The 20,725-nt window shown below is 74.7% G+C and carries 16 protein-coding genes and 2 pseudogenes; 3 read left to right on the forward strand and 15 right to left on the reverse strand.

Annotation, left to right across the window (positions count from 1 at the left end; all coding sequences use genetic code 11):
• Positions 1 to 63: 63 nt before the first annotated feature.
• Both yicI and GC089_RS13190 read right to left on the reverse strand, forming a co-directional pair.
• Positions 64 to 2,343 carry an alpha-xylosidase gene (gene yicI, locus GC089_RS13185; RefSeq protein WP_155378042.1) on the reverse strand — a complete coding sequence of 760 codons (2,280 nt, stop codon included), beginning with the start codon at positions 2,341 to 2,343 and terminating at the stop codon, positions 64 to 66.
• Positions 2,340 to 4,397: a beta-galactosidase gene (locus GC089_RS13190; protein ID WP_155378043.1), complete on the reverse strand. Its 2,058-nt coding sequence runs from the start codon at positions 4,395 to 4,397 to the stop codon at positions 2,340 to 2,342. The genes yicI and GC089_RS13190 overlap by 4 nt, the downstream gene beginning before the upstream one ends.
• 278 nt (positions 4,398 to 4,675) lie before the next feature.
• Between GC089_RS13190 and GC089_RS13195 the strand changes: the two genes are divergently transcribed.
• Complete coding sequence (locus GC089_RS13195) at positions 4,676 to 5,683, forward strand: LacI family DNA-binding transcriptional regulator (protein WP_155378044.1); 1,008 nt, start codon at positions 4,676 to 4,678, stop codon at positions 5,681 to 5,683.
• A 58-nt stretch (positions 5,684 to 5,741) separates the two neighbouring features.
• Here the strand turns inward: GC089_RS13195 and GC089_RS13200 are convergent, their stop codons facing one another.
• From GC089_RS13200 to GC089_RS13210, 3 genes are all read right to left on the reverse strand, one after another.
• Positions 5,742 to 6,737 carry a carbohydrate ABC transporter permease gene (locus GC089_RS13200; RefSeq protein WP_155378045.1) on the reverse strand — a complete coding sequence of 332 codons (996 nt, stop codon included), beginning with the start codon at positions 6,735 to 6,737 and terminating at the stop codon, positions 5,742 to 5,744.
• Complete coding sequence (locus GC089_RS13205) at positions 6,734 to 7,639, reverse strand: sugar ABC transporter permease (protein ID WP_155378046.1); 906 nt, start codon at positions 7,637 to 7,639, stop codon at positions 6,734 to 6,736. The genes GC089_RS13200 and GC089_RS13205 overlap by 4 nt, the downstream gene beginning before the upstream one ends.
• Positions 7,640 to 7,762: 123 nt before the next feature.
• Positions 7,763 to 9,421 (reverse strand): extracellular solute-binding protein, encoded by a 1,659-nt coding sequence (locus GC089_RS13210; RefSeq protein WP_155378047.1) that lies wholly within the window; start codon positions 9,419 to 9,421, stop codon positions 7,763 to 7,765.
• 283 nt (positions 9,422 to 9,704) lie between these two features.
• On the opposite strand from GC089_RS13210, the pseudogene GC089_RS20145 reads away from it, so the two are divergent.
• Together GC089_RS20145 and GC089_RS13215 are read left to right on the forward strand one after the other, a co-directional pair.
• A pseudogene (locus GC089_RS20145) lies at positions 9,705 to 10,292 on the forward strand (glycoside hydrolase family 3 N-terminal domain-containing protein); the annotation flags it as partial.
• A gap of 80 nt (positions 10,293 to 10,372) precedes the next feature.
• Positions 10,373 to 12,784: a glycoside hydrolase family 3 C-terminal domain-containing protein gene (locus GC089_RS13215; protein WP_370514002.1), complete on the forward strand. Its 2,412-nt coding sequence runs from the start codon at positions 10,373 to 10,375 to the stop codon at positions 12,782 to 12,784.
• 45 nt (positions 12,785 to 12,829) lie between these two features.
• Here the strand turns inward: GC089_RS13215 and GC089_RS13220 are convergent.
• From GC089_RS13220 to GC089_RS13260, 10 genes and pseudogenes are all read right to left on the reverse strand, one after another.
• A pseudogene (locus GC089_RS13220) lies at positions 12,830 to 14,046 on the reverse strand (N-acetylglucosamine-6-phosphate deacetylase).
• 103 nt (positions 14,047 to 14,149) lie between these two features.
• Positions 14,150 to 14,731: a DUF1990 family protein gene (locus GC089_RS13225; RefSeq protein WP_155378048.1), complete on the reverse strand. Its 582-nt coding sequence runs from the start codon at positions 14,729 to 14,731 to the stop codon at positions 14,150 to 14,152.
• Positions 14,713 to 15,801, reverse strand: coding sequence for a YndJ family transporter (locus tag GC089_RS13230; protein ID WP_230684802.1), 1,089 nt, complete (start codon positions 15,799 to 15,801; stop codon positions 14,713 to 14,715). Before GC089_RS13230 ends, GC089_RS13225 begins: the two co-directional genes overlap by 19 nt.
• Positions 15,798 to 16,160 carry a hypothetical protein gene (locus GC089_RS19205; RefSeq protein WP_230684803.1) on the reverse strand — a complete coding sequence of 121 codons (363 nt, stop codon included), beginning with the start codon at positions 16,158 to 16,160 and terminating at the stop codon, positions 15,798 to 15,800. Before GC089_RS19205 ends, GC089_RS13230 begins: the two co-directional genes overlap by 4 nt.
• Positions 16,100 to 16,591, reverse strand: coding sequence for a TetR/AcrR family transcriptional regulator (locus tag GC089_RS19210; protein WP_230684804.1), 492 nt, complete (start codon positions 16,589 to 16,591; stop codon positions 16,100 to 16,102). Before GC089_RS19210 ends, GC089_RS19205 begins: the two co-directional genes overlap by 61 nt.
• Positions 16,592 to 16,682: 91 nt before the next feature.
• Positions 16,683 to 17,378 (reverse strand): endonuclease NucS, encoded by a 696-nt coding sequence (nucS, locus tag GC089_RS13240; protein ID WP_155378049.1) that lies wholly within the window; start codon positions 17,376 to 17,378, stop codon positions 16,683 to 16,685.
• Between the two features lie 99 nt (positions 17,379 to 17,477).
• A complete protein-coding gene (locus tag GC089_RS13245) occupies positions 17,478 to 17,897 on the reverse strand; it encodes a DUF2550 family protein (protein WP_155378050.1) in 420 nt (139 codons plus the stop codon).
• Between the two features lie 39 nt (positions 17,898 to 17,936).
• Positions 17,937 to 18,221, reverse strand: coding sequence for a F0F1 ATP synthase subunit epsilon (locus GC089_RS13250; RefSeq protein ID WP_155378051.1), 285 nt, complete (start codon positions 18,219 to 18,221; stop codon positions 17,937 to 17,939).
• Between the two features lie 43 nt (positions 18,222 to 18,264).
• Entirely contained in the window at positions 18,265 to 19,746 is a 1,482-nt protein-coding gene (gene atpD / locus GC089_RS13255; protein WP_155378052.1) for a F0F1 ATP synthase subunit beta, read from the reverse strand.
• A gap of 82 nt (positions 19,747 to 19,828) precedes the next feature.
• Positions 19,829 to 20,725: a F0F1 ATP synthase subunit gamma gene (locus GC089_RS13260; protein WP_155378053.1), complete on the reverse strand. Its 897-nt coding sequence runs from the start codon at positions 20,723 to 20,725 to the stop codon at positions 19,829 to 19,831.

The raw sequence follows: 20,725 nt of genomic DNA on the forward strand, positions 1-20,725 counted from the left end.
CGCACCGGGGGCGCGGGCCCGCGGGGGACGTCCACCCCCGCGGACCCGCTTGCACGACGGGCCTCAGAGCGCGACCTCGACCGCGTCCTGACCCGCGGCCGCGTCCGCCCGTGCACCGCCGTGCACCTGCACCGCCCAGGGGCTCCTCGCCCCGGACGCCTCGACGCGCACGCGGTCGCCCGCGCGCGTGACCGTGAAGACGGCGCCGCGGGCACCACCCGGGCCGGGCACGTGCGTCGTCGACCGGTGCCCGTCGGGCAGCGCGTACAGGTGCAGCGTCACCCCGTCCGCGAAGTCGTAGTCCGGCCGGTCCGTCCGCGCGCCCACCGGCAGCACGGTGCCCGGACGCACGTACAGCGGCAGGGAGTCGAACCCGTGCCGCTCGCGCACCCAGCGCGGCCCGGTCACCTGCCCGCCCGTCAGGAGGGACGTCCAGGTGCCCTCCGGGACGTACACGTCGACGTCGCCGTCGGCGGAGAAGACGGGCGCCACCAGGAGCGACGGCCCCAGCATGTACTGCGTGTCGACGGTCGCCGCGCCCCGGTCGTCCGGGAACTCCAGGACCATCGGGCGCATGACCGGCACACCGTCGGTGTGCGCCTCGAGCCCCGCCTGCGCGAGGTACGGCATGAGCGAGAGCTTGAGGCGCGTGAACGCCCGGGTCACCTCGACCGCCTCGTCGTCGAACGCCCACGGCACGCGGTAGGAGCTCGACCCGTGCAGGCGGCTGTGCGACGAGAGCAGGCCGAACGCCAGCCAGCGCTTGAACACGGCGGCGTCGGGCGTCCCCTCGAAGCCCCCGATGTCGTGGCTCCAGAACCCGAACCCCGACATCGCGAGCGACAGACCGCCGCGCAGCGACTCCGCCATCGAGACGAACGTCGACTCGCAGTCCCCGCCCCAGTGCACGGGGAACTGCTGCCCGCCGGCCGTGGCGGAGCGAGCGAACAGGACCGCCTCGCCCTCGCCCCGCTCGGCGACGAGCAGCTCGAACACCGCCTGGTTGTACAGGTGCGTGTAGTAGTTGTGCATGCGCTGCGGGTCCGACCCGTCGTGCCACACCACGTCGGTGGGGATGCGCTCGCCGAAGTCGGTCTTGAAGCAGTCGACGCCCTGGTCGAGCAGCGTGCGCAGCTTGCCCTGGTACCAGGCGACCGCGTCGGGGTTCGTGAAGTCCACGAGCGCCATGCCGGCCTGCCACATGTTCCACTGCCAGACCGAGCCGTCCGGGTTCTTCACGAGGTAGCCCAGGCGCTTGCCCTCGGCGAAGAGCACGGAGCGCTGGGCGACGTACGGGTTGATCCACACGCAGATGCGCAGGCCCCGGTCCTTGAGGCGCCGCAGCATCCCCTCCGGGTCCGGGAAGGTCGCGGGGTCCCACACGAAGTCGCTCCAGTGGAACTGCCGCATCCAGAAGCAGTCGAAGTGGAACACCGACAGCGGCAGGTCCCGCTCGGCCATGCCGTCGACGAAGTGCGTGACGGTCGCCTCGTCGTAGCTCGTCGTGAACGACGTCGACAGCCACAGCCCGTACGACCAGTCCGGCACCCGGGCGGGCCGGCCGGTGAGCGCGGTGTAGCGGCGCAGGACGTCCTTGGGCGTCGGCCCAGCGATGACGTAGTAGGTCAGCGACTGCCCCTCGACGGAGAACTGCGCGCGCGAGACGACCTCGGTGCCGATCTCGAACGAGACGCGCTCGGGCTGGTCGACGAACACGCCGTAGCCCGCGTCGCTCACGTACAGCGGCACGTTCTTGTACGCCTGGTCGCTCGCGGTGCCGCCGTCGGCGTTCCAGATGTCGACGGTCTGGCCGTTCTTCACCAGGGCGCCGAAGCGCTCCCCCAGCCCGTACAGGTGCTCGCCGACACCCATCGTCAGCTGCTCGCGGACGAAGTGCCGCCCGTCCGCGTCGCTGAGGACGCCGACGCTGCGCGCGACCGACGAGGTGAGGGTGCGCCCGTCCGCGACGAACTCGACGTGCCAGTCCCCCTCGGTCGCGACGCGCGCCTCGAGCCCGCCGGAGCGGAAGGTCGCGACGGGAGCGCCCGTCAGCTGCGGCGTCGCGATCTTGACGTCGCCCACCTCGCGCCGCAGCGCGAACGACGGGCCCCGGTCGAGCCCGCCCTGGAAGTGCTCGATCGTCACGCCGACGACCCCGTCCATCGGGCTGTGGAACGTCACGGTGACGAGCGGGCGGTTGAGCGTGTCGCCGCGCGAGGTGATCGGCGCGGTGGACGCGTACACCGTGAGGGTGTCGTCCCCCGCGACGACGTCGTCGACGTGGCGCGGGCGCAGCTCGGTGACCCCGGGGAGCAGCTGCCAGTAACCGTCGGTGAACTTCATGGGGTCCTCTCGATCAGGGCCAGGGCGCCGTGCGGGGCCAGCGGCACCCGCCCGGCGACGTCGGTGCCGGTCAGCAGGTCGTGCCACGCACCCGCGAGGGTGACGGCACGGTCCGCGTCGGCGGCGTTGAGGCAGAAGGTGACGTCGCCGCGGCGCACGGTCTCGACGTCACGGTCGGCGGTGACGCCCGCGGGTCCGCTGACCCCCGCGGCCGCGACGCAGGCGCCGACGACCCGGGCGAGCACGTCCGCCGGGGGCGTGGAGGCGACGTACCAGCCCTCGCCGCCGCCCGCGTGCCGGCGCCGCACGACGGTCGCGCAGCCCGTCAGGTCGCCGCCGACGACGGTCGCGACGGCCTCGCCGTCGTCGACCCGGACACGCTCGGCCCAGTCGTGCACGACGTGCTCCCCGAGCAGGTCGGACACGACGCGCACACCGGCGTCCGGCAGCGGGACGTACTCCTCGCCGGAGCCGCCGACGAGGTCGGCGAACGGCACGGGGAACCGCCCGGCACGCACGTGGCCGTCGCGGTCCGCGACGCCGGAGAAGGGGCCGAGCAGCAGCACGCCGCCGCGCTCCACGACGGCCCGCAGACCGTCGACGTGCTCGTCCTCCACGAGGTACAGCTGCGGCGCCACCACGAGGTCGTACCCGCTCAGGTCCGCACCGGGCGGCACCACGTCGACCGCGACCCCCGCACGCCACAGGGGCTCGTAGTAGGCGAGCAGCTGCGGCAGCACGCGCAGGCGGTCCGACGGCTGCGCGGGCTCCTCGGCCGCCCACCAGCTCGACCAGTCGACGACCAGCGCGGTGCGGGCCGGCACGCGCGTGCCGACCACGCGGTGCAGCCGCCGCAGCTCGGCGCCGTGTGCGACGACCGCGCGGTGCAGCGCCGTGTCGGGCCCCGCGTGCGGCACGAGACCGGAGTGGAACCGCTCTGCCCCGAAGACCGACGCGCGCCACTGGAAGAAGCAGGACCCGTCGGCCCCGCGCGCGACGGCACGCAGCGAGTCCAGGCGCATCTGCGCCGTCGTCTTCGGCACGTTGTGGGCCCGCCAGTTCACCGCGCCCGCGGCCTGCTCCATGACCATCCACGGCGCGCCGCCGGCCAGCCCGCGCGCGAGGTCGTGGGTGAGCGCGAGGCGCAGGGGCGAGGCCGGGTCGGCCGGGTCCCCGTAGACGTCGTCGGCGACGACGTCGAGCTCGGGCACCCACCGCCAGTAGTCGGTGAGCGGGTGGAAGCCCATGAGGTTGGTCGTGACGGGCGTCGCGGGCGCCGCCGCGCGCAGCACCGCGGCCTGCTCCCGGTAGAGCTCGAGCAGCAGGTCGGAGGCGAACCGCCGGTGGTCGAGGCTCTGCGTCGGGTTGATGAGGTACGGCGCCGCGCGCGGCGGCACCACCTGCGCCCACTCGTCGTACCGCTGGCTCCAGAACGTGGTGCCCCACGCCCGGTTCAGCTCGTCGAGGCTGCCGTAGCGGGCCCGCAGCCAGGTGCGGAACGCCTGCGCGCAGTGCTCGCACCAGCACACCTGGCCGAACTCGTTGCCCACGTGCCACATCCGCACGGCGGGGTGGTCCGCGTACCGGTCCGCCAGCACGCGCGCCACCTGCAGGGCGCGCTCGCGGTACTGGGGCGAGGAGGGGCAGAAGTGGTTGCGCGAGCCGTGCGAGAGCCGCACGCCGTCGGCCGTCACCGGGCGCGTGCCCGGCCACAGCGTGCCGAGCCAGGCCGGCGGGGACGCCGTGGGGGTCGCGAGGTCGACCATGACGTCGTTCTCGTGGGCGAGGTCGAGCACACGGTCGAGCCAGCCGAGGTCGTAGCGGCCCGGCCGCGGCTCCAGCTGCGCCCAGGAGAAGACGCCCACGGTCACCAGGTTGACCCCGGCGGCCCGCATGAGCGCGACGTCCTCGCGCCAGACGTCCGGGTGCCACTGCTCCGGGTTCCAGTCGGCCCCGTAGAGGATGCCGGCGCGTGCGGTGAGCGCGGCGAGGCCGGGACGCGCGCCGGCGGCGTCCGGCGGCGCGGGCGCGACGCCGGGGTCGGTGGTGGTCACGGCAGGTCTCCCGAGGTACGGACCGGAGGGCGCGGGCGGAGGAGCGGGAATCGCGCGTCGAAGCGGTTCGATGCCCTGGCGCCGAGCGTACCCGCAGGCCGGGCAGGCCCCCAGGACGCACCGTCCACCCCTCCAGGACCAGCACAGGTGAAGCGCTTACCCGTGACGCCGCCGTCCCGTGCCGCCCCCGCCGGACGGGGCGCGCGCGCTAGGGTGAGCGCCATCACGAGGTGCGGGCGTGTGCCCCCGGACGCGCAGCACGTGACGAACGGAGCACCGTGGCGACGACGATCGACGACGTGGCGCGCGCGGCGGGGGTGTCCACCTCCACCGTGTCGTACGTCCTGTCCGGCAAGCGACCCATCTCCGCGCCCACGCGCCAGCGCGTCGAGCGCGCCATCCGGGACCTCGGCTACCGGCCGCACGCCGGTGCGCGCGCGCTCGCGTCGAGCCGCACCAACGTGCTGGCGCTCATGGCGCCGCTGCGCGTCGACGTCAACGTCTCGGTCATCATGCAGTTCGTCACCGGCGTCGTCACCGCCGCGCGCAGCTTCGACCACGACGTCCTGCTGCTCACGGCCGACGAGGTGGCGGGCATGGAGCGGGTCGCCTCCGGCTCGATGGTCGACGCGCTCGTCATGATGGACATCGAGGCCGACGACCCCCGCATCCCCGTGCTCGTCGGCCTGCGCCAGCCGGCCGTGCTCATCGGCCTGCCGCGCGACCCCGAGGGCCTGTCGTGCGTCGACCTCGACTTCGAGGCCGCGGGACGCCTCGCGGTGCGCCACCTCGCGCGCCGCGGCCACCGACGCGTCGCCCTGCTCGGCTCGCCCCGTGCGGTGCTCGAGCGGCACACGTCCTACGCCGACCGCATGCTGCGCGGCTTCAGCCAGGAGGTCGCCGGGTCCGGGCTCGAGGGCGTCGTCGAGCCCTGCGAGTCGTCCATGGCCGGCGCGGTCGAGGCCGTCGACCGCGTCCTCGAGCGGCTGCCGGACGTCACCGGCGTCGTCGTGCACAACGAGGTCGCGCTCCCGTGGGTCGTCGCGACCCTGCGCGACCGCGGGCGGCACGTGCCGGACGACGTCTCGGTCGTCGCGGTCTGCCCGCCCGACGTCGCCACCAACCAGCCGCTGCCGCTCACGAGCGTCGACATCCCCGCCCACACCATCGGCAAGGTCGCCGTCGAGATGGCCATGGCCCGCGTCGACCGCGACGAGCCCGCCGAGACGCGGCTGCTGGCCCCCGTGCTCGTGGAGCGCAAGAGCACCGCGGCGGCCGTGCGCTGACCCGTGCGCGGGCGCGCCGTCCGCGCGCCCGTCCTGCCCCCTGCCGTCGAGCACGGCCTCAGCCCTTGATCGCGCCCGTGATGACGCCCTTGGTGAAGTGGCGCTGCACGAACGGGTAGACGAGCAGGATCGGCACGATCGCGAGCACGACCACCGCCATCTGCACCGGCAGGCCGGTCACCTGCCCCGACGCCACGTCGACCTGGCCGACGCCGCTGCCGGGCAGCGTGACGCCCTGCAGCACGTACGAGCGCAGCACCAGCTGCAGCGGCCACTTCGCGTTGTCGTTGATGTAGAGGATCGCGTTGAAGAACGCGTTCCAGTACCCGACGCCGTAGAACAGCGCGACGACCGCGGTGACCGCCTTGGACATCGGCAGCACGATCCGGCCGAGGATGCGCCAGTCGCCGGCGCCGTCGATGCGGGCGGCGTCGAGGATCCCCTGGTCGATGCCCATGAAGAAGTTGCGCAGGATCAGCACGTTGAAGGCCGACACGGCCCCGGGGAGGATCAGCGCCCAGTACGAGTCGATGAGCCCCAGCGAGCTCACCAGCAGGTAGGTGGGGATCATGCCCGCGCCGAAGAACATCGTGATGAGGAAGACGAAGAGGATCGGCCGGTGCCACAGCGACGACGGCCGCGACAGGCCGAACGCCGCGAGCACCGACACGACGGTCGAGATGACCGTGCCGACCGCCGTGACGCCGGTGCTCACGAGCGCCGCCCGGGTGACGATGCCGCCGGAGAGGATCTGCGTGTAGGCGCCGAGGGTCAGCTCCCCCGGCACGACCACGAGACCGCCCGCGCGGATCGTCTCCGCCTGTGTCGACAGGCTCGTGATGACGACCGTCCACAGCGGGAACACGATCGCCAGGACGACCGCCGCCAGGACGACGACCTTGACGGTCTGCCCGGCGACGCCCGGTGGCTCCTCCCACGCGGCGCGGTGCTTCGAGCGGCGCCGGCGCGCGGTGCGCGCCGGTGCGACGTCGGTGGGCACCGCCACCACCGTCGTGCCGATGTGGGGACCACCCTGTCCGGTCTGCTCGCTCATGACTTCCGGTACACCCCCGACTCGCCGAACACGTGGGCCAGCTTGTTGGCGCCGAGCACCAGCAGCAGGCTGACGACGCCCTTGACCAGGCCCGCGGCCGCCGCGAAGCTCCAGTCCCCGTAGATGACGCCCTGGTAGTAGACGTAGGTGTCGATGACCTCGGCGACGTCCGCGCCGACGGCCCCCCGCTGCAGGATGAGCTGCTCGAACCCGACGGTCAGCGCGTCGCCGAGGCGCAGGATGAGCAGCAGGATGATGACGGGCCGCAGCGCCGGCAGGGTGACGTGCCACATGCGCCGCCACCGGTTCGCGCCGTCGACGGCGGCCGCCTCGTACTGCTCGGTGGGCACGGTCGACAGCGCCGCGAGGAAGATGATGATCCCCCAGCCCGCGTCCTTCCAGACCGACTGCATCGTCAGGAGCACGAGGAACGTGTCGGGGTTCGTCATGAGGTCGAACCCGGACCCGAGCCCCGCCTCGCGCAGCGTCTGGTTGATCAGCCCCGCGCCGCCGAAGATCTGCTGGAAGACCGTGACCACCAGCACCCACGAGAAGAAGTGGGGCAGGTAGACGATCGACTGGATCGTCGTGCGCACGCGTGGCGTCACGATGCTGTTGAGCAGCAGCGCGAGCACGATCGGGACGGGGAAGAAGAACACCAGCTGGAACGCCGTGATGACGAGCGTGTTCTGCACCGCGTCGAGGAACAGCGGGTTGGAGAACACCCGCACGAAGTTCGCCCAGCCCACGAACGGGCTGTCGACGAAGCCCGTGTAGGGCGAGTAGCTCTGCCACGCGATGACGTTGCCGAGCATCGGGACGTAGGCGAACACCACGAGCAGGGCGACGGCCGGCAGCACCATGAGGAGCAGCGCGCCGTCGCGGCGCAGCCGGGTGCGCAAGGAGAGCTTGCGGACCGGCGGGCGGCCCCGCCGCGAGGGGCGGGGTGACCGCCCCCTCGGCGGCGGGGTCGGGCGCGGGCGTGGCGTCCCGGCCCCGGTTGCGCAGGGTCTGGCCGAGGCTCGTCACTGCGCGTCCAGGATCTCCTGGTAGAAGGAGCGCAGCTCCTCACCGCCGGACGAGCGCCACGTCTCGACCGCCTGGTCCAGGTCCTTCATCGACTTGCGGCCGCGCGAGATGTCCTTCTCGAGGTCGACGAACGGCTGCGCGATCGCCGCGTACTGCGCGGGCTCGACGATCTGCTGCGCGTAGAACAGGGGTTCGGTCAGGTACTCCGCCGCCTGCTGCTGCCACTCCGACGACGTCTTCACGTAGCCGGGGTACTGCACGCGGGTGTTGGCGAGCGGCGGGCTGACGAGGAACACGTACGTCGGCTGGAGCTCGGTCGCCGCCAGCGGCGTCGGGACCGGCAGGCCGTCGGCGCCGCGCGTGTAGTGGACGCCCTCGACGCCGTTGTTGACGACGTCGAACTCGGTGGTGCCGAACGGCGCGGCCAGCACGTTCGCGAGCGCGAGGAGCTCGCGGACGCGGTCCTCGTCGTCCGTCTTCTTGAGGAAGGAGAAGATGTTCGCCGGCTGCCCCTTCCACAGCACCGGCGTGCCGCCGTCCGCCGCGAACGGGGCGAACGGCTGCTGCCAGTACGACGGGTTGCTGCCGAGGTTGTCGCGCAGGGCCTCGTGCCAGGCACCGACGCCGTCGTTCATGATGAGCGACTGCCCGGACTGGAAGCGGGTCTTCGCGTCGCCGGACTGGTCGGCGACGGCGTCGGGGTGCACCGCGCCGCTCGCGAACAGGGCGGCGTTCCACTCGAGGGCCGCGCGGTACTCGTCGGTCTCGACGCGGTGGACGAGCTTGTCGCCGTCGAGCGTCCACTTCGGCGGGACCGCGTGGATGATCGCCGCGGTGTTCCACAGGTCCTCGGCACCCCAGCGGTTGCCGCCCGTGAGCTCCTTCGCGAGGTCCAGCAGGTCCTGGCCGTCCTGCACGTCGGGCGTGATGCCGAGCCCGTCGAGGACGTCCTTGCGGTAGAAGATCGCATCGGTGATGACCTCGCCGGGGAACGGCAGACCGTAGAGGCGCCCGTTGAACGTGCAGAACCGCCACACGTCCGTGGGGATGTTCGCGAGGTTCGGGTAGTCCTTCGCCCTGTCCCCGCCGAGGTGGTCGGACAGGTCCTGGAACAGGTTGGGCACGATCTCCGAGCCGAAGCGCGGCGGGATGTTCCACGTCGGCACGGTCACCCAGTCCGGCACGTCGCGCGCGGACGCCAGCACGGTGGCGAGCTTGTCGCCGTAGGTGTTGCCGTCGGTGATCTGGAACTCGATCGTCGAGCCGAGCAGCCCGTTGACGGCCTCGTAGTACTGGTTGCCCTTGGTGGGCGGGATCGTGCCCCACAGCGGCGTCATCGCCGTGAAGGTGGTGCCGCTGCCGGGAGCCTCCGGCACGGACTGCACGAGGTCCGTCGGGATCGTCTCGTAGCCCGGCGTCGAGCCGTTCACGCTCGGGTAGTCGGGCTCCACGTAGTCGACGGGCACGTACGCGGGCAGGACGTCCGCGGACGCGGTGGCCCCCGGCGTGGTCGCGGTGCCCGCGCCCTCGGACCCGCAGGCGGTGAGCAGCGACGGCACGCCGGCCACGGCGGCGCCGGCGGCGACCATGCCGAGGAACGAGCGGCGACGGACCGGCACGTCGCCGACGCGGCGGGTGGTCGTGGTGGTGTTCATCAGCGTCCTTCACTCCCTCGTGGATGTGGACGTGCTCGGTGTGACGTGACGTGCTCGGTGTGCCCCGGCTGCGCCGGCCCGGCCGGCGTACGGGTCCTGCTCGCGTCCCACCGCCGACGGCCGGGTCCTCGGTGACCCGGTGGCGTCGTGCTGCCCTCCCCCAGGAACCGCGGCAGGGCCGGAAGAGCAGTCGAAGCGGTTCGACGTGCGGCAATCTAGGACACACGATCGGTGTGAGGCAAGACACGGCCGGCACTTGTCACGATCGGGCAGATGCACCACGATGACCGGTCGTGGTTCGGCTCGCGGCGCACCCGTGCGCCTCGGCGCAGTCGAACCGGTTCGATCACCAGGGCGTCAGTCGCGCCCTCCCCCTCCCACCGCAGGCGCCCGCCCGCGGCACCCCACCGACGACGCTGGGAGCGACGTGGCCGACGACGTCCGCACGGCAGACCGCACCGACGACCGCACCCACGGCCGCACCGGCAGCGCCGACCGCCCGTGGCTCGACGCGGACCGGCCCGTCGCGGAGCGGGCCCGCGCGCTGCTCGCACGGCTCACCCGCGCGGAGAAGGTCGCGCTGCTGCACCAGCACGCGCCGGCCGTCGAGCGCCTCGGCCTCGGGCCGTTCCACACCGGCGCCGAGGTCCTGCACGGGGTCGCCTGGCTCGGCCGCGCCACGGTCTTCCCGCAGCCCGTCGGGCTCGCGGCCACGTGGGACGCCGACCTCGTGGAGCGCGTCGGCGCCGTCGTCGGCACCGAGCTGCGCGCGAAGCACGCCGCCGACCCGAGCGTGTCCCTCAACGTCTGGGCGCCGGTCGTCGACCCCCTGCGCCACCCCGCGTGGGGTCGCAACGAGGAGGGCTTCTCGAGCGACCCCCACGTGACGGCCTGGCTCGCCACCGCCTACGCCCGCGGCCTGCGCGGGACCACCCCGTCTACTGGCGCACGGTGCCGACCCTCAAGCACTTCCTGGCGTACAACGCCGAGACGGACCGCGCCGTGGTCAGCATGGACGTGCCGCCGCGCGTGCTGCGCGAGTACGAGCTGCCCGCGTTCCGCGGACCCGTGGCCGCCGGTGTCGTCGGGGCGGTCATGCCCTCGTACAACCTCGTCAACGGCCGCCCGAACCACGTCGCGCGCGAGCTGCTCGACGAGCTGCGCTCGTGGACGGACCTGCCGCTGCTCGTCGTGTCCGACGCCGCGGCGCCGGGGAACGTCGTGACGTTCGAGCGGTACGTCGACGACCACGTGGCCTCGCACGCGGCGATGGTCCGTGCCGGGGTCGACTCCTTCACCGACAACGACGCCGACGCGCGACCCACGGTCGAGCGCCTCACCGCCGCGCTCGACGCCGGCCTGCTCGACGAGGCCGAGGTCGACCGCGCCGTGCTGCGCCAGCTCGAGCTGCGCATCCGCACCGGCGAGCTCGACCCGGACCGCGACCCGTGGGTGGTCGGCCCCGACGCGATCGACCTGCCCGCGCACCGGGCGCTCGCGCGCGAGGCCGTCGCGCGCTCCGTCGTCGTGCTCGAGAACGACGGCGTCCTGCCGCTGGTGTCGGGCGCGTCGGTCGCGGTCGTCGGCCCGCACGCCGACCGCGTGCTGCACGACTGGTACTCCGGCACGCCGCCCTACCTCACCGGTCTCGGGACGGCCCTCGCCGACCGCCTCGGCGCCGACCGCGTCACGGTCGCCGACGGCGCCACGCGCGTCGCCCTCGTGAGCACGAGCACGGGCGGCCGCGTGCACCCGCTCGCCGACGGCACGCTCGTCGCCGACGGCACCACCGACGCGGACGCGCTCGTCGACGTCGTCGACTGGGGCGACGGCCTCCTGACGCTGCGTGACGTGGCGACCGACCGGCTGTGGAGCGGCGGCGGCTGGGTCGTGCGCGCGGACGCGACACGCGTCGGCGGCTGGGTCGCGCAGGAGTCGTTCCGCGCGCACCGGCACGACGACGGCACGTGGTCGCTGCGGCACGTCGGCTCCGGGCGCTGGCTGCGCGTGCAGCACGACGAGGCCGGCACGCTCGTCGCCGAGGCGCACGACGCCGCGGGGGCGGAGCGGTTCGCCGTGCGGCTCGTGCGGTCGGGTGAGGCCGAGGTCGCGCGCGTCGCGGCGGACGCCGACGTCGTCGTCGTCACCGCCGGCAACGACCCGCACCTGCACGGGCGGGAGACCGAGGACCGTCCGCACCTCGGCCTGCCGGCCGCCCAGCGCGCGCTGTGGCGGGCCGCCGCCGGCGCGAACCCGCGGGCCGTGCTGCTCGTGGTGTCCTCCTACCCCTACGTCCTGCCGCCCGAGACCGACTCCGCCTCGGCGGTCGTCTGGACCTCGCACGGCGGGCAGGAGCTCGGCCCCGGCCTCACCGACGTCCTGGTCGGCGACGTCGAGCCCACCGGCCGCCTCGCGCAGTCCTGGCCCGCCGACGAGGAGCAGCCGGGCGACCTGCTCGACTACGACGTGGTGGGCGCGCGGACGACGGACTGGTTCTGCCCGCGCCCGCCGCGCTGGGCCCTGGGGCACGGCCTGACGTACGGGGACGTGCGGTACGTCGCCGCGGCCGCGACGCCCGCCGTGCTGGACGTCACCGGGCTGGACGTCTCCGGACTCGACGTCGCCCGCGGGCCGGGCTGGCCGGCGACCGCCGACGAGCCCGTGGTGGAGGTGCACGCGACGGTCGCCAACCACGGCCGCCGCACCGCGCACGAGCTCGTCCAGGTGCACGTGGACGCGCCCGCGCACCGCCTGCCGTTCCCGCACCGGCTCGTCGCGCACGCGCGCGTCACGCTGCGCCCCGCCGCGTCCGCGGACGTGACGCTGCGGGTGCCGGTCCGCGAGCTCGCGGTGTGGGACGTGACGCGGGACCGCTGGGTCGTCGAGCCGGGCACCTACGTGCTGGGGGTCGGGCCCTCGGGTGCCCGGCTCCCGCTGCGGGCGAGCGTCGAGGTGACCGGGCCCCCGGTGCCGCCGCGGCAGGTCGTGGGCCGCGCGGTCCGGGCGGCCGACGCCGACGAGCGCGACGGTCTCGCGCTCACCGACCGCACGCGCGAGGCCGGGGACGCCGTGCAGGTGCGGCGGGGGCACCGCAGCGGGCACCTCGTGCTGCGGACCTGCGCCACGGGCGGCGCCACGACGCTCACCGCCGAGGTCGCCCGGACGCGTCCCGGGGACGCGGTCCTGACGCTGCTCGACGACGCGTCCGGCCGGGAGCTGGCGCGGCTCGAGGTCCCGGCCGACGGCGGCCGCTACGACTGGCGCACCGTCACCGTGCCGCTCGCCGGGCCACTGCCCGACGTGCTCGACCTGCGCGTCGCGCTGGCCGGGCCGGCGCGGCTCGCGAGCATCCGGCTCGACTGAGCGGACCCGGGCGGTCCGCGCCGGACGCGGTGGCGCCGCGCGCGGTCAGGCCGGGTCCGGCGCACCGGCGACCCACCGGCCCGCGCGCGCCACGGCGACCGCGCGCAGGTCGGCGGTGGTGACGACGAGGTCGGCCCGCCGCCCCGCGACGAGCGCGCCGACGTCCCCGCGGCCCAGCACGGACGCGGGCGTCGTCGCTGCCGCACGCACCGCGTCGGCGAGCGGGACGCCCCCGTCCACGACGTGCCGCACGACGTCCAGCAGGTGCGCGACGCCCCCCGCGATGGCACCGGGCGCGCCGTCGTCGCCCACCGTGCGCGCCACGCCGTCGACCACCCGCACCGGGAGCGGACCCAGCCGGTAGTCGCCGTCGGGCATGCCCGCGGCCGCCATCGCGTCGGTGACGAGCGCGACCCCGTCCGCCCCGACGAGGTCCAGCACGGTCCGCACCGTCGCCGGCGCCAGGTGCGTCCCGTCCGCGACGAGCTCGACGACGAGCCGTCCCGCGGCCGCGGCGGCGAGGCACGCGGCCACCGGCCGGGGTCGCGGTGGTGCAGGGGGCGCATGCCGTTGAACAGGTGCGTCGCGGTGGGCCGGGTGGAGCGCGCCGCCGGCGTGGCCGCCAGCAGGTCGAACGTGCGGTCCAGGGCGGCCTCGGTGAGCTCGGCGGAGGCGTCCGTGTGGCCGACGGACGGCACCGCCCCGGCGGCGACGAGCGCGCCCACGACGTCGTCCGTCCCCGGCGCGCGCCCGTCGGCCACGCCCGGGACCTCCGGTGCGACCGTCATCGTCACCAGGTGCCCGCGCGCGGCCGCGGCCACCTCGCGCACGAGGGCCGGGTCGCCGGGCACCATGTCGCCGGGGTTCTGCGCGCCGCAGCGCGCCGGGGAGAGGAACGGGCCCTCGAGGTGGATGCCGGCGACCACCCCGGCGTCGGCCGCGTCGGCGAGCAGGGCGGTCCGGGCCAGCAGCACGTCGCGCGGCGCGGTGACCAGGGACGCGACGAGGGACGTCGTCCCGTGCCGCAGGTGCTCGTCCGCGGCGCGCTGCACCTGCGCGGCGTCGACGGCGTCCGGGAAGCCCGCGCCGCCGCCGCCGTGGCAGTGCAGGTCGACGAGCCCCGGGAGCAGCGTTCGCCCGGTCGCGGGCGGCGGTCCACCCGGTGCGTCGGCCGCCGGTCCCACCCAGGCGATCGTGTCGTCCTCGACGACCACCACACCGTCGGGCAGGACGCCCGCCGGGGTGACGACGCGCCCGCGCAGCGCGCGGGCACACGGCCGTGCAGGGCGTGCGCTGCCCCGGCGGGTGCGGTCGGGGCCGCGTCGGCGGCGCGGGCGTCGTGCGGACAGGGGCGTGCGGGACCGCTCACACGCCCATCGTCCCAGAGGCGCCCTCCCCCGCGCCGGGACGCGCGCGGCGCCCGTGCAGCAGGCGCGCGGCCCGGGCCAGGTTCGCGACGTACAGGCGCTGCGCGACGGGCACGAGCGGCCCGGCCACGCGCGTGAGCGGCACGGCGGGCCGGCTGTACGCCTCGACCTCCAGCCACACGTCCCCCGCGTCGTCGCGCGTGACGCGGAAGGCCTCCTCCCCCGCCACCGGGTGCCCCGGGAGCGAGCCGTACGCGAACCCCTCGTCGTCCGCCCACAGGACCCGGCACGGCGCCCGCAGCACGAGGGGACCGGCACCCAGCAGCGAGACGACGTGCGCACCGGCCGCGGCCGGCCCGTCGGCCTCGACCCGCACGCCGGCCGCGCGATGCAGGCGCCACGTCAGCACGTCGTCCACGAGGGCGGCACGGTCCCGCTCGTCGGCGCCGCGCACCACCCGGTGGCGGGCGACCATGACCCGGTACCGCCGGTCCACGCCCGCCCGGCACCACGCCGTGCCGTCCCCGGCGCGCGTGCGCGTCACGCCCACCGGCTCGTACGTCAGCCCTGCGTCGTCCACGTCCCGGCTCCTCCCTCGGCCGTCCCCCGCCCGTGCGGGGCGCGCGGGCGCGCACCGGCGCCCGCCGGGGCCGCGCCGGGTGACCCCGCCCCGCCCGTCTGCGCCGCCCGCGCCGTCGTCATCGCACGCACGCGCAGGCCCACGAGCGACGCCAGCACCACCGTCAGCGCGTTGAGCGCCCCGTGCGTCGCCACCATCCACGACAGGTCCGGGTGCGGCACGTCGGTCACCTGGCCCACGGCCCACCAGAGCGCGAGGACCATCGCGGCGACCGCCCCGACACCCGCGAGGGCCGCCCATCCCGCGCCCGTGCGGTCCGTGCCCCCGCGTGCCGCGCGCCACGCAGCGGCGGTCGCGCACCACAGCCCCGCGGTCAGGACGACGGTCCCCACGAGCTCCGCCTCGTCCGACACCAGGTACCCGCCGAGCACCGCCAGCACGCCGCCGACGACGCCGGCGGCCCCCGCACGTGCGAGGCGCGACGGTGCCGTACCGGGGGCCGGCGTGCTCACGGACGCGGTGCCCACGGAGGCGGTGCCCACGGACGCGGCACGCGACGCGGCGGCGCGCTCGGCCACCGCCGCGAGACCGGCGACGAGGCAGGCGCCGAAGCCCGCGAACAGCATGTGCGGCACGGTCAGCAGCAGGATGTCCCCCTCGAACCCGAGCACGGACCAGCCGGCCCGGTCGCCGACCAGCGCGAGCGCCCCGACCGCCAGGGTGCCCGGGGCGACCGCGGCCGCGACGGACGCCGACGTCGCGCCGGTCCCGGCGGTCGGCCGCCGGAGCAGCGTCGCGGCCAGCGCGCGCACCGAGGCCACGAGCAGCAGAGCGCTCGCGACGACGAACGGCAGCGCCACGGCCACCGCCGGTGCGCCGCGCGGGAGGAGCAGGGCGACGGCCGCGAGCCCGCCCGCGACCGGCCAGAGCGGCGACCGCGGGCGCGGCACGGGTACGAGGCGCGCGTCGTCGAGCAGGCGCAGGCCGAGCGGCAGGACGACCGTCCCGCCCAGCCCGACGGCGGCCTGCACGCCCGCGAGGGCCGCCGGGCTCAGGGCGTCGCCGCTCACGTGACGGCTCCCGGGGCCCGCACGGTGCGAGGGGGTGCGACCGGCGACGCCGGGTCGGCGGTGTGCGGCAGCCCCCGCTCGGCCGCGCCGGTCCCGCCCCCGCCCGCCTCGCCCTGCGCGAGGACGTGCGGTGGCGTCGGGACCACCCGCCGCGCGAGGGCGAGCAGGTCCTGCGCGAGGCCCCGCGCGACCGGCAGCCGGGCGAGCCGCACGAGGCGCGCGACGAGCGGGGCCGCCGCGTCGACAAGGTCACGGGTGCGCCGGGCGTCCGGCGTGTCGTCGTGCACCCACGCCGCCGTCACCGCCAGGTGCACGAGCCACAGCGCGTCGACCAGGTCGTCCCGCAGGTCCGTCGGCACGGGCGGCGTGGCCCGAGCACGACGTCGCGCAGCAGGCCGCGGGCGAGGGCGGCGCTCGGGGCGGAGGCGGGTGAGAACGGGCTCGCGGGCGACCCCGGCCGGACCGCGACGCCGATCGACTCCGCCCCGAACCGGTGGTACGGCCCGAAGACGTCGAGCGCGGCGTGCCAGGTCGTGCGCAGCCGCTCCCCCAGGTCCCCCGGCCGCAGCCGGGCGCGGGCGAGCTCGACGTGGGCCCGGTTGACCTCGAGGTACAGCTCCTGCACGAGGGCGTCCTTCGAGGCCGCGTGGTGGTAGGCGTTCCCGACCGCCACGCCCGCCTCCTGCGCGACCAGACGCATGGTGGTCGCGTCGTAGCCGCGCTCGGCGAACAGGCGCAGGGCGGTGGTGCGGATCAGGTCGCGCGTCTCTGCGGCGGAGCGGCGGGGCACGATCCTATTGAACACGTTCAGTTGAACATGTTCAAGTAACAGGTGCGCGAAGGCCTGCCGGCCGGGGCACCGGCGGTCCGACGTCGGGACGTCAGAAGAGGCGCGAGTCCACGTCGTCGACCCCGCGCATGGCGTCGTAGTCGAGGACGAGGCAGGAGATCCCGCGGTCCGTCGCCAGCACACGCGCTTGCGGCTTGATCTCCTGCGCGGCGAAGACGCCGCGCACGGGGGCCAGCAGCGGGTCCCGGTTGAGCAGCTCGAGGTAGCGCGTGAGCTGCTCGACGCCGTCGATGTCGCCGCGCCGCTTGATCTCGACGGCCACGGTGCCGCCGTCCGGGGCCTTCGCGAGGATGTCCACCGGCCCGATGGCCGTCGGGTACTCCCGGCGGACCAGCACGTGCCCGCTGCCGAGGAGCGCGATCTGCGCGGCGAGCAGCTCCTGCAGGTGCGCCTCCACCCCGTCCTTGACCAGGCCCGGGTCGACGCCGAGCTCGTGCGAGGAGTCGTGGTGCACCGCGTACAGGTCGACGACGAGGCGGTCGTCCGACTTCGCGTGCTGCACCGTCCACACCTGGGTGACGCCCGCTGCCGCCTGCTCGGCGTCCGGCTCCGCGACCGCCATGGCGCACGGCGGGCTCATCCAGTTGAGCGGCTTGTACGAGCCGCCGTCCGAGTGCAGGAGCACGGACCCGTCCGCCTTGACCACGAGCAGGCGCGTCGCCCGCGGCAGGTGGGCCGAGAGGCGGCCGGTGTAGCGGGCGGCGCAGTCGGCGACGACCAGGCGCATGGCGGTCTCACTCGTCCTTCGGTTCGGGGTCGGCGGCCCACCGGGGCGGGCCGGGGCGCGGGCAGGGCGGCCGGACGGACCTCCGCGCCGCCGGACCGGTCAGATGACCGTGCCCACGCGCGACGGGGTCGCCTCGATCCACGACGTGAACCCGGCGTACGCCTCCGCCGACATGCGCAGGTGCACCTCGTGCACGCTGTCGTGCCGCTCGGGCACCACGCGGCACCGGGCGAGCACCACGCCCGTCGGCACGTCGTCGACGGTCACGACGTGCCGCTCGACGACGGTGATGCCCGCCCGCGTCCACACGCGCGCGGGCCGGGGCAGCAACGAGACCCGTCGCCACCAGTACAGCCGCGTGGCGCCGTACTGGGCCACGCCGCGGACCCAGGGTCCGTCACGCCGGTCCGCCAGCGCGCAGTCGAACGACCCGACGCGCCGGCCCAGGGACGCCGTCCGGGACCCCAGAGCAGGGCCCCCAGGACGAGCAGGAGGGCGGCGCCCACGACCACGGCCCATGCCGCACCGCTCACGCCGCCCTCCCGTCCGTCGCCTGCGTCAGTGGCCCGTCGGCGCGGCCGACCCCTCGGTCACCGCGTCGACGACCACCGTCACCTGGTCGGAGTCGACGGACAGGAACCCGCCGTCGACGTACCACTGCAGCGGCGCGCCGCCGTCCGCCGGCGTCACGCGCACCGGGCCGGGCCGGAGCACCGACAGGATCGGCGTGTGCCCGGCGAGGATGCCGATGTCGCCGTCGGCCGCGGGCGCGGACACCTGCCGTGCGGCGCCGGACCAGATCTTCCCGTCCGCCGCCACGAGGTCCACCTCGAGCTGTGCCACCGTGCTCCCTTCTCGTGAGTCCGTCGTCGCGCGCCGTCAGGCGTCAGACGCCGTACTCCTTCTGGATGCGGGCCCAGTTGCGCTCGAGGTCCTCGAGGCCACCGATGTTGAAGAACGCCTGCTCGGCGATGTGGTCGAACTCGCCGTCCGCGATCTTCTTGAAGGCCTCGACCGTCTCCGCGACCGGCACCGTCGAGCCCACCACGCCGGTGAACTTCTCGGCCATGTAGGTGTTCTGCGAGAGGAACTGCTGGATGCGGCGCGCACGCGCCACGACCGTCTTGTCCTCCTCCGACAGCTCGTCGACACCGAGGATCGCGATGATGTCCTGCAGCTCCTTGTTGCGCTGCAGGATCGACTTCACGCGCGTCGCGACGTCGTAGTGCTCCTGACCCACGTAACGCGGGTCGAGGATGCGGCTCGTGGAGGCGAGCGGGTCCACCGCGGGGTACAGACCGCGCGAGGCGATCTCACGGGAGAGCTCCGTCGTCGCGTCGAGGTGCGCGAACGTCGTGGCGGGGGCCGGGTCGGTGTAGTCGTCCGCCGGCACGTAGATCGCCTGCAGCGAGGTGATCGAGTGGCCACGCGTCGAGGTGATGCGCTCCTGCAGGAGGCCCATCTCGTCGGCGAGGTTCGGCTGGTAGCCCACCGCGGACGGCATGCGGCCGAGCAGCGTCGACACCTCGGAACCGGCCTGCGTGAACCGGAAGATGTTGTCGATGAAGAGGAGCACGTCCTGCTTCTGGACGTCGCGGAAGTACTCCGCCATCGTCAGCGCCGACAGCGCGACGCGCAGACGCGTGCCCGGGGGCTCGTCCATCTGGCCGAAGACGAGGGCCGTCTTGTCGAAGACGCCCGCCTCCTCCATCTCGACGATGAGGTCGTTGCCCTCACGCGTGCGCTCGCCGACGCCGGCGAACACCGACACACCGCCGTGGTTCTGCGCGACGCGCTGGATCATCTCCTGGATGAGGACGGTCTTGCCGACGCCCGCACCGCCGAACAGGCCGATCTTCCCGCCCTGGACGTACGGGGTGAGCAGGTCGATGACCTTGATGCCGGTCTCGAACATCTGCGTCTTCGACTCGAGCTGGTCGAAGGCCGGGGGCTTGCGGTGGATCGGCCAGCGCTCGGTGATCTCGATCTGCTCGCCCGGCGCGGCGTTGAGCACCTCGCCGATGACGTTGAAGACCTTGCCCTTGGTCACGTCGCCGACGGGCACCGTGATCGGCGCACCGGTGTCGCGCACCGCGGCGCCGCGGACGAGACCGTCCGTCGGCTTGAGGGCGATCGCACGCACGAGCGAGTCGCCCAGGTGCTGCTCGACCTCGAGCGTCATCGTGAAGGCGCCCTCGCCCTCACCCTGCGCCGACATGTCGATGTCGACCTCGAGGGCGTTGTAGATGTCGGGGATCTGGTCCGGCGGGAACTCGATGTCCACGACGGGCCCGATGACCCGCGCGACCCGGCCGACGCCGGGCGTGCCGGCGTTCGCGGCCGTCGCGTCGACGGTGGTGGCGGTCATGTCTGCCTCGCTTCGCTCGTCCGGGCGGGTCCGTGGCCCGGATGGGGTCGGTGTCGTGCGGAAGGTGGTGTCGGCGGGCCGCTCAGGCCGACGCGAGCGCGTCGGCGCCGGAGACGATCTCGCTGATCTCCTGCGTGATCTCGCCCTGACGCGCCTGGTTCGCCAGGCGCGTGTAGGTGCGGATGAGGTCCTCGGCGTTCTCCGTCGCGGTGTGCATGGCGCGCTGCCGGGCGGCGAGCTCGGAGGCCGACGCCTGCAGGAGGTTCGCGTAGATGCGCGTGCGCACGTAGCGCGGCAGCAGCGCGTCCAGCACCTCCTCCGGGCTCGGCTCGAACTCGTACAGCGGCAGCGCGTCGTTCTCACCGGCGGGCGCGACGCCCTCGACGACCTCGAGCGGCAGCATCCGGACGACCGTCGGGCGCTGCGTCACCATGTTGACGAACCGCGTGAAGACGAGGTGCACCTCGCCCACGCCGCCCTCCTCCGCGGGCGCGCGGAACGCGTCCAGGAGGGTGTCCGCGATCTCGTCGGCGACCTCCGGGGTCGGTGCCTCGGAGAAGCCGGTCCACTGCCCCGCCAGCTCACGCCGGCGGAACGTGTAGTAGGCGACCGCGCGGCGGCCGGAGACGTACAGGGCGACCTGCTTGCCCTCGCCCTCCAGCCGCTGTACCAGGCGCTCGGTCTCCCGGATGACGCTCGCCGAGTAGGCGCCGGCCTGGCCACGGTCCGACGCGATGAGCAGGACCGCGACACGCCGCGTGTCCTCGCGCTGGACGAGGAACGGGTGCGTCACGTCCGAGTGCGTCGCGACCGCCGAGACCGCCCGCGTGATCGCGCGCGAGTACGGCGTCGCCATCTCCACCCGGTCGCGCGCCTTGCCGATGCGCGAGGCCGCGATGAGCTCCTGGGCGCGGAACATCTTCTTGAGCGACTGCGTGCTCCGGATGCGCGCCTTGTAGATCCGCTGGGAACCGGCCAC

This window comes from Cellulomonas sp. JZ18 (assembly GCF_009720485.1).
Lineage (GTDB): Bacteria > Actinomycetota > Actinomycetes > Actinomycetales > Cellulomonadaceae > Cellulomonas.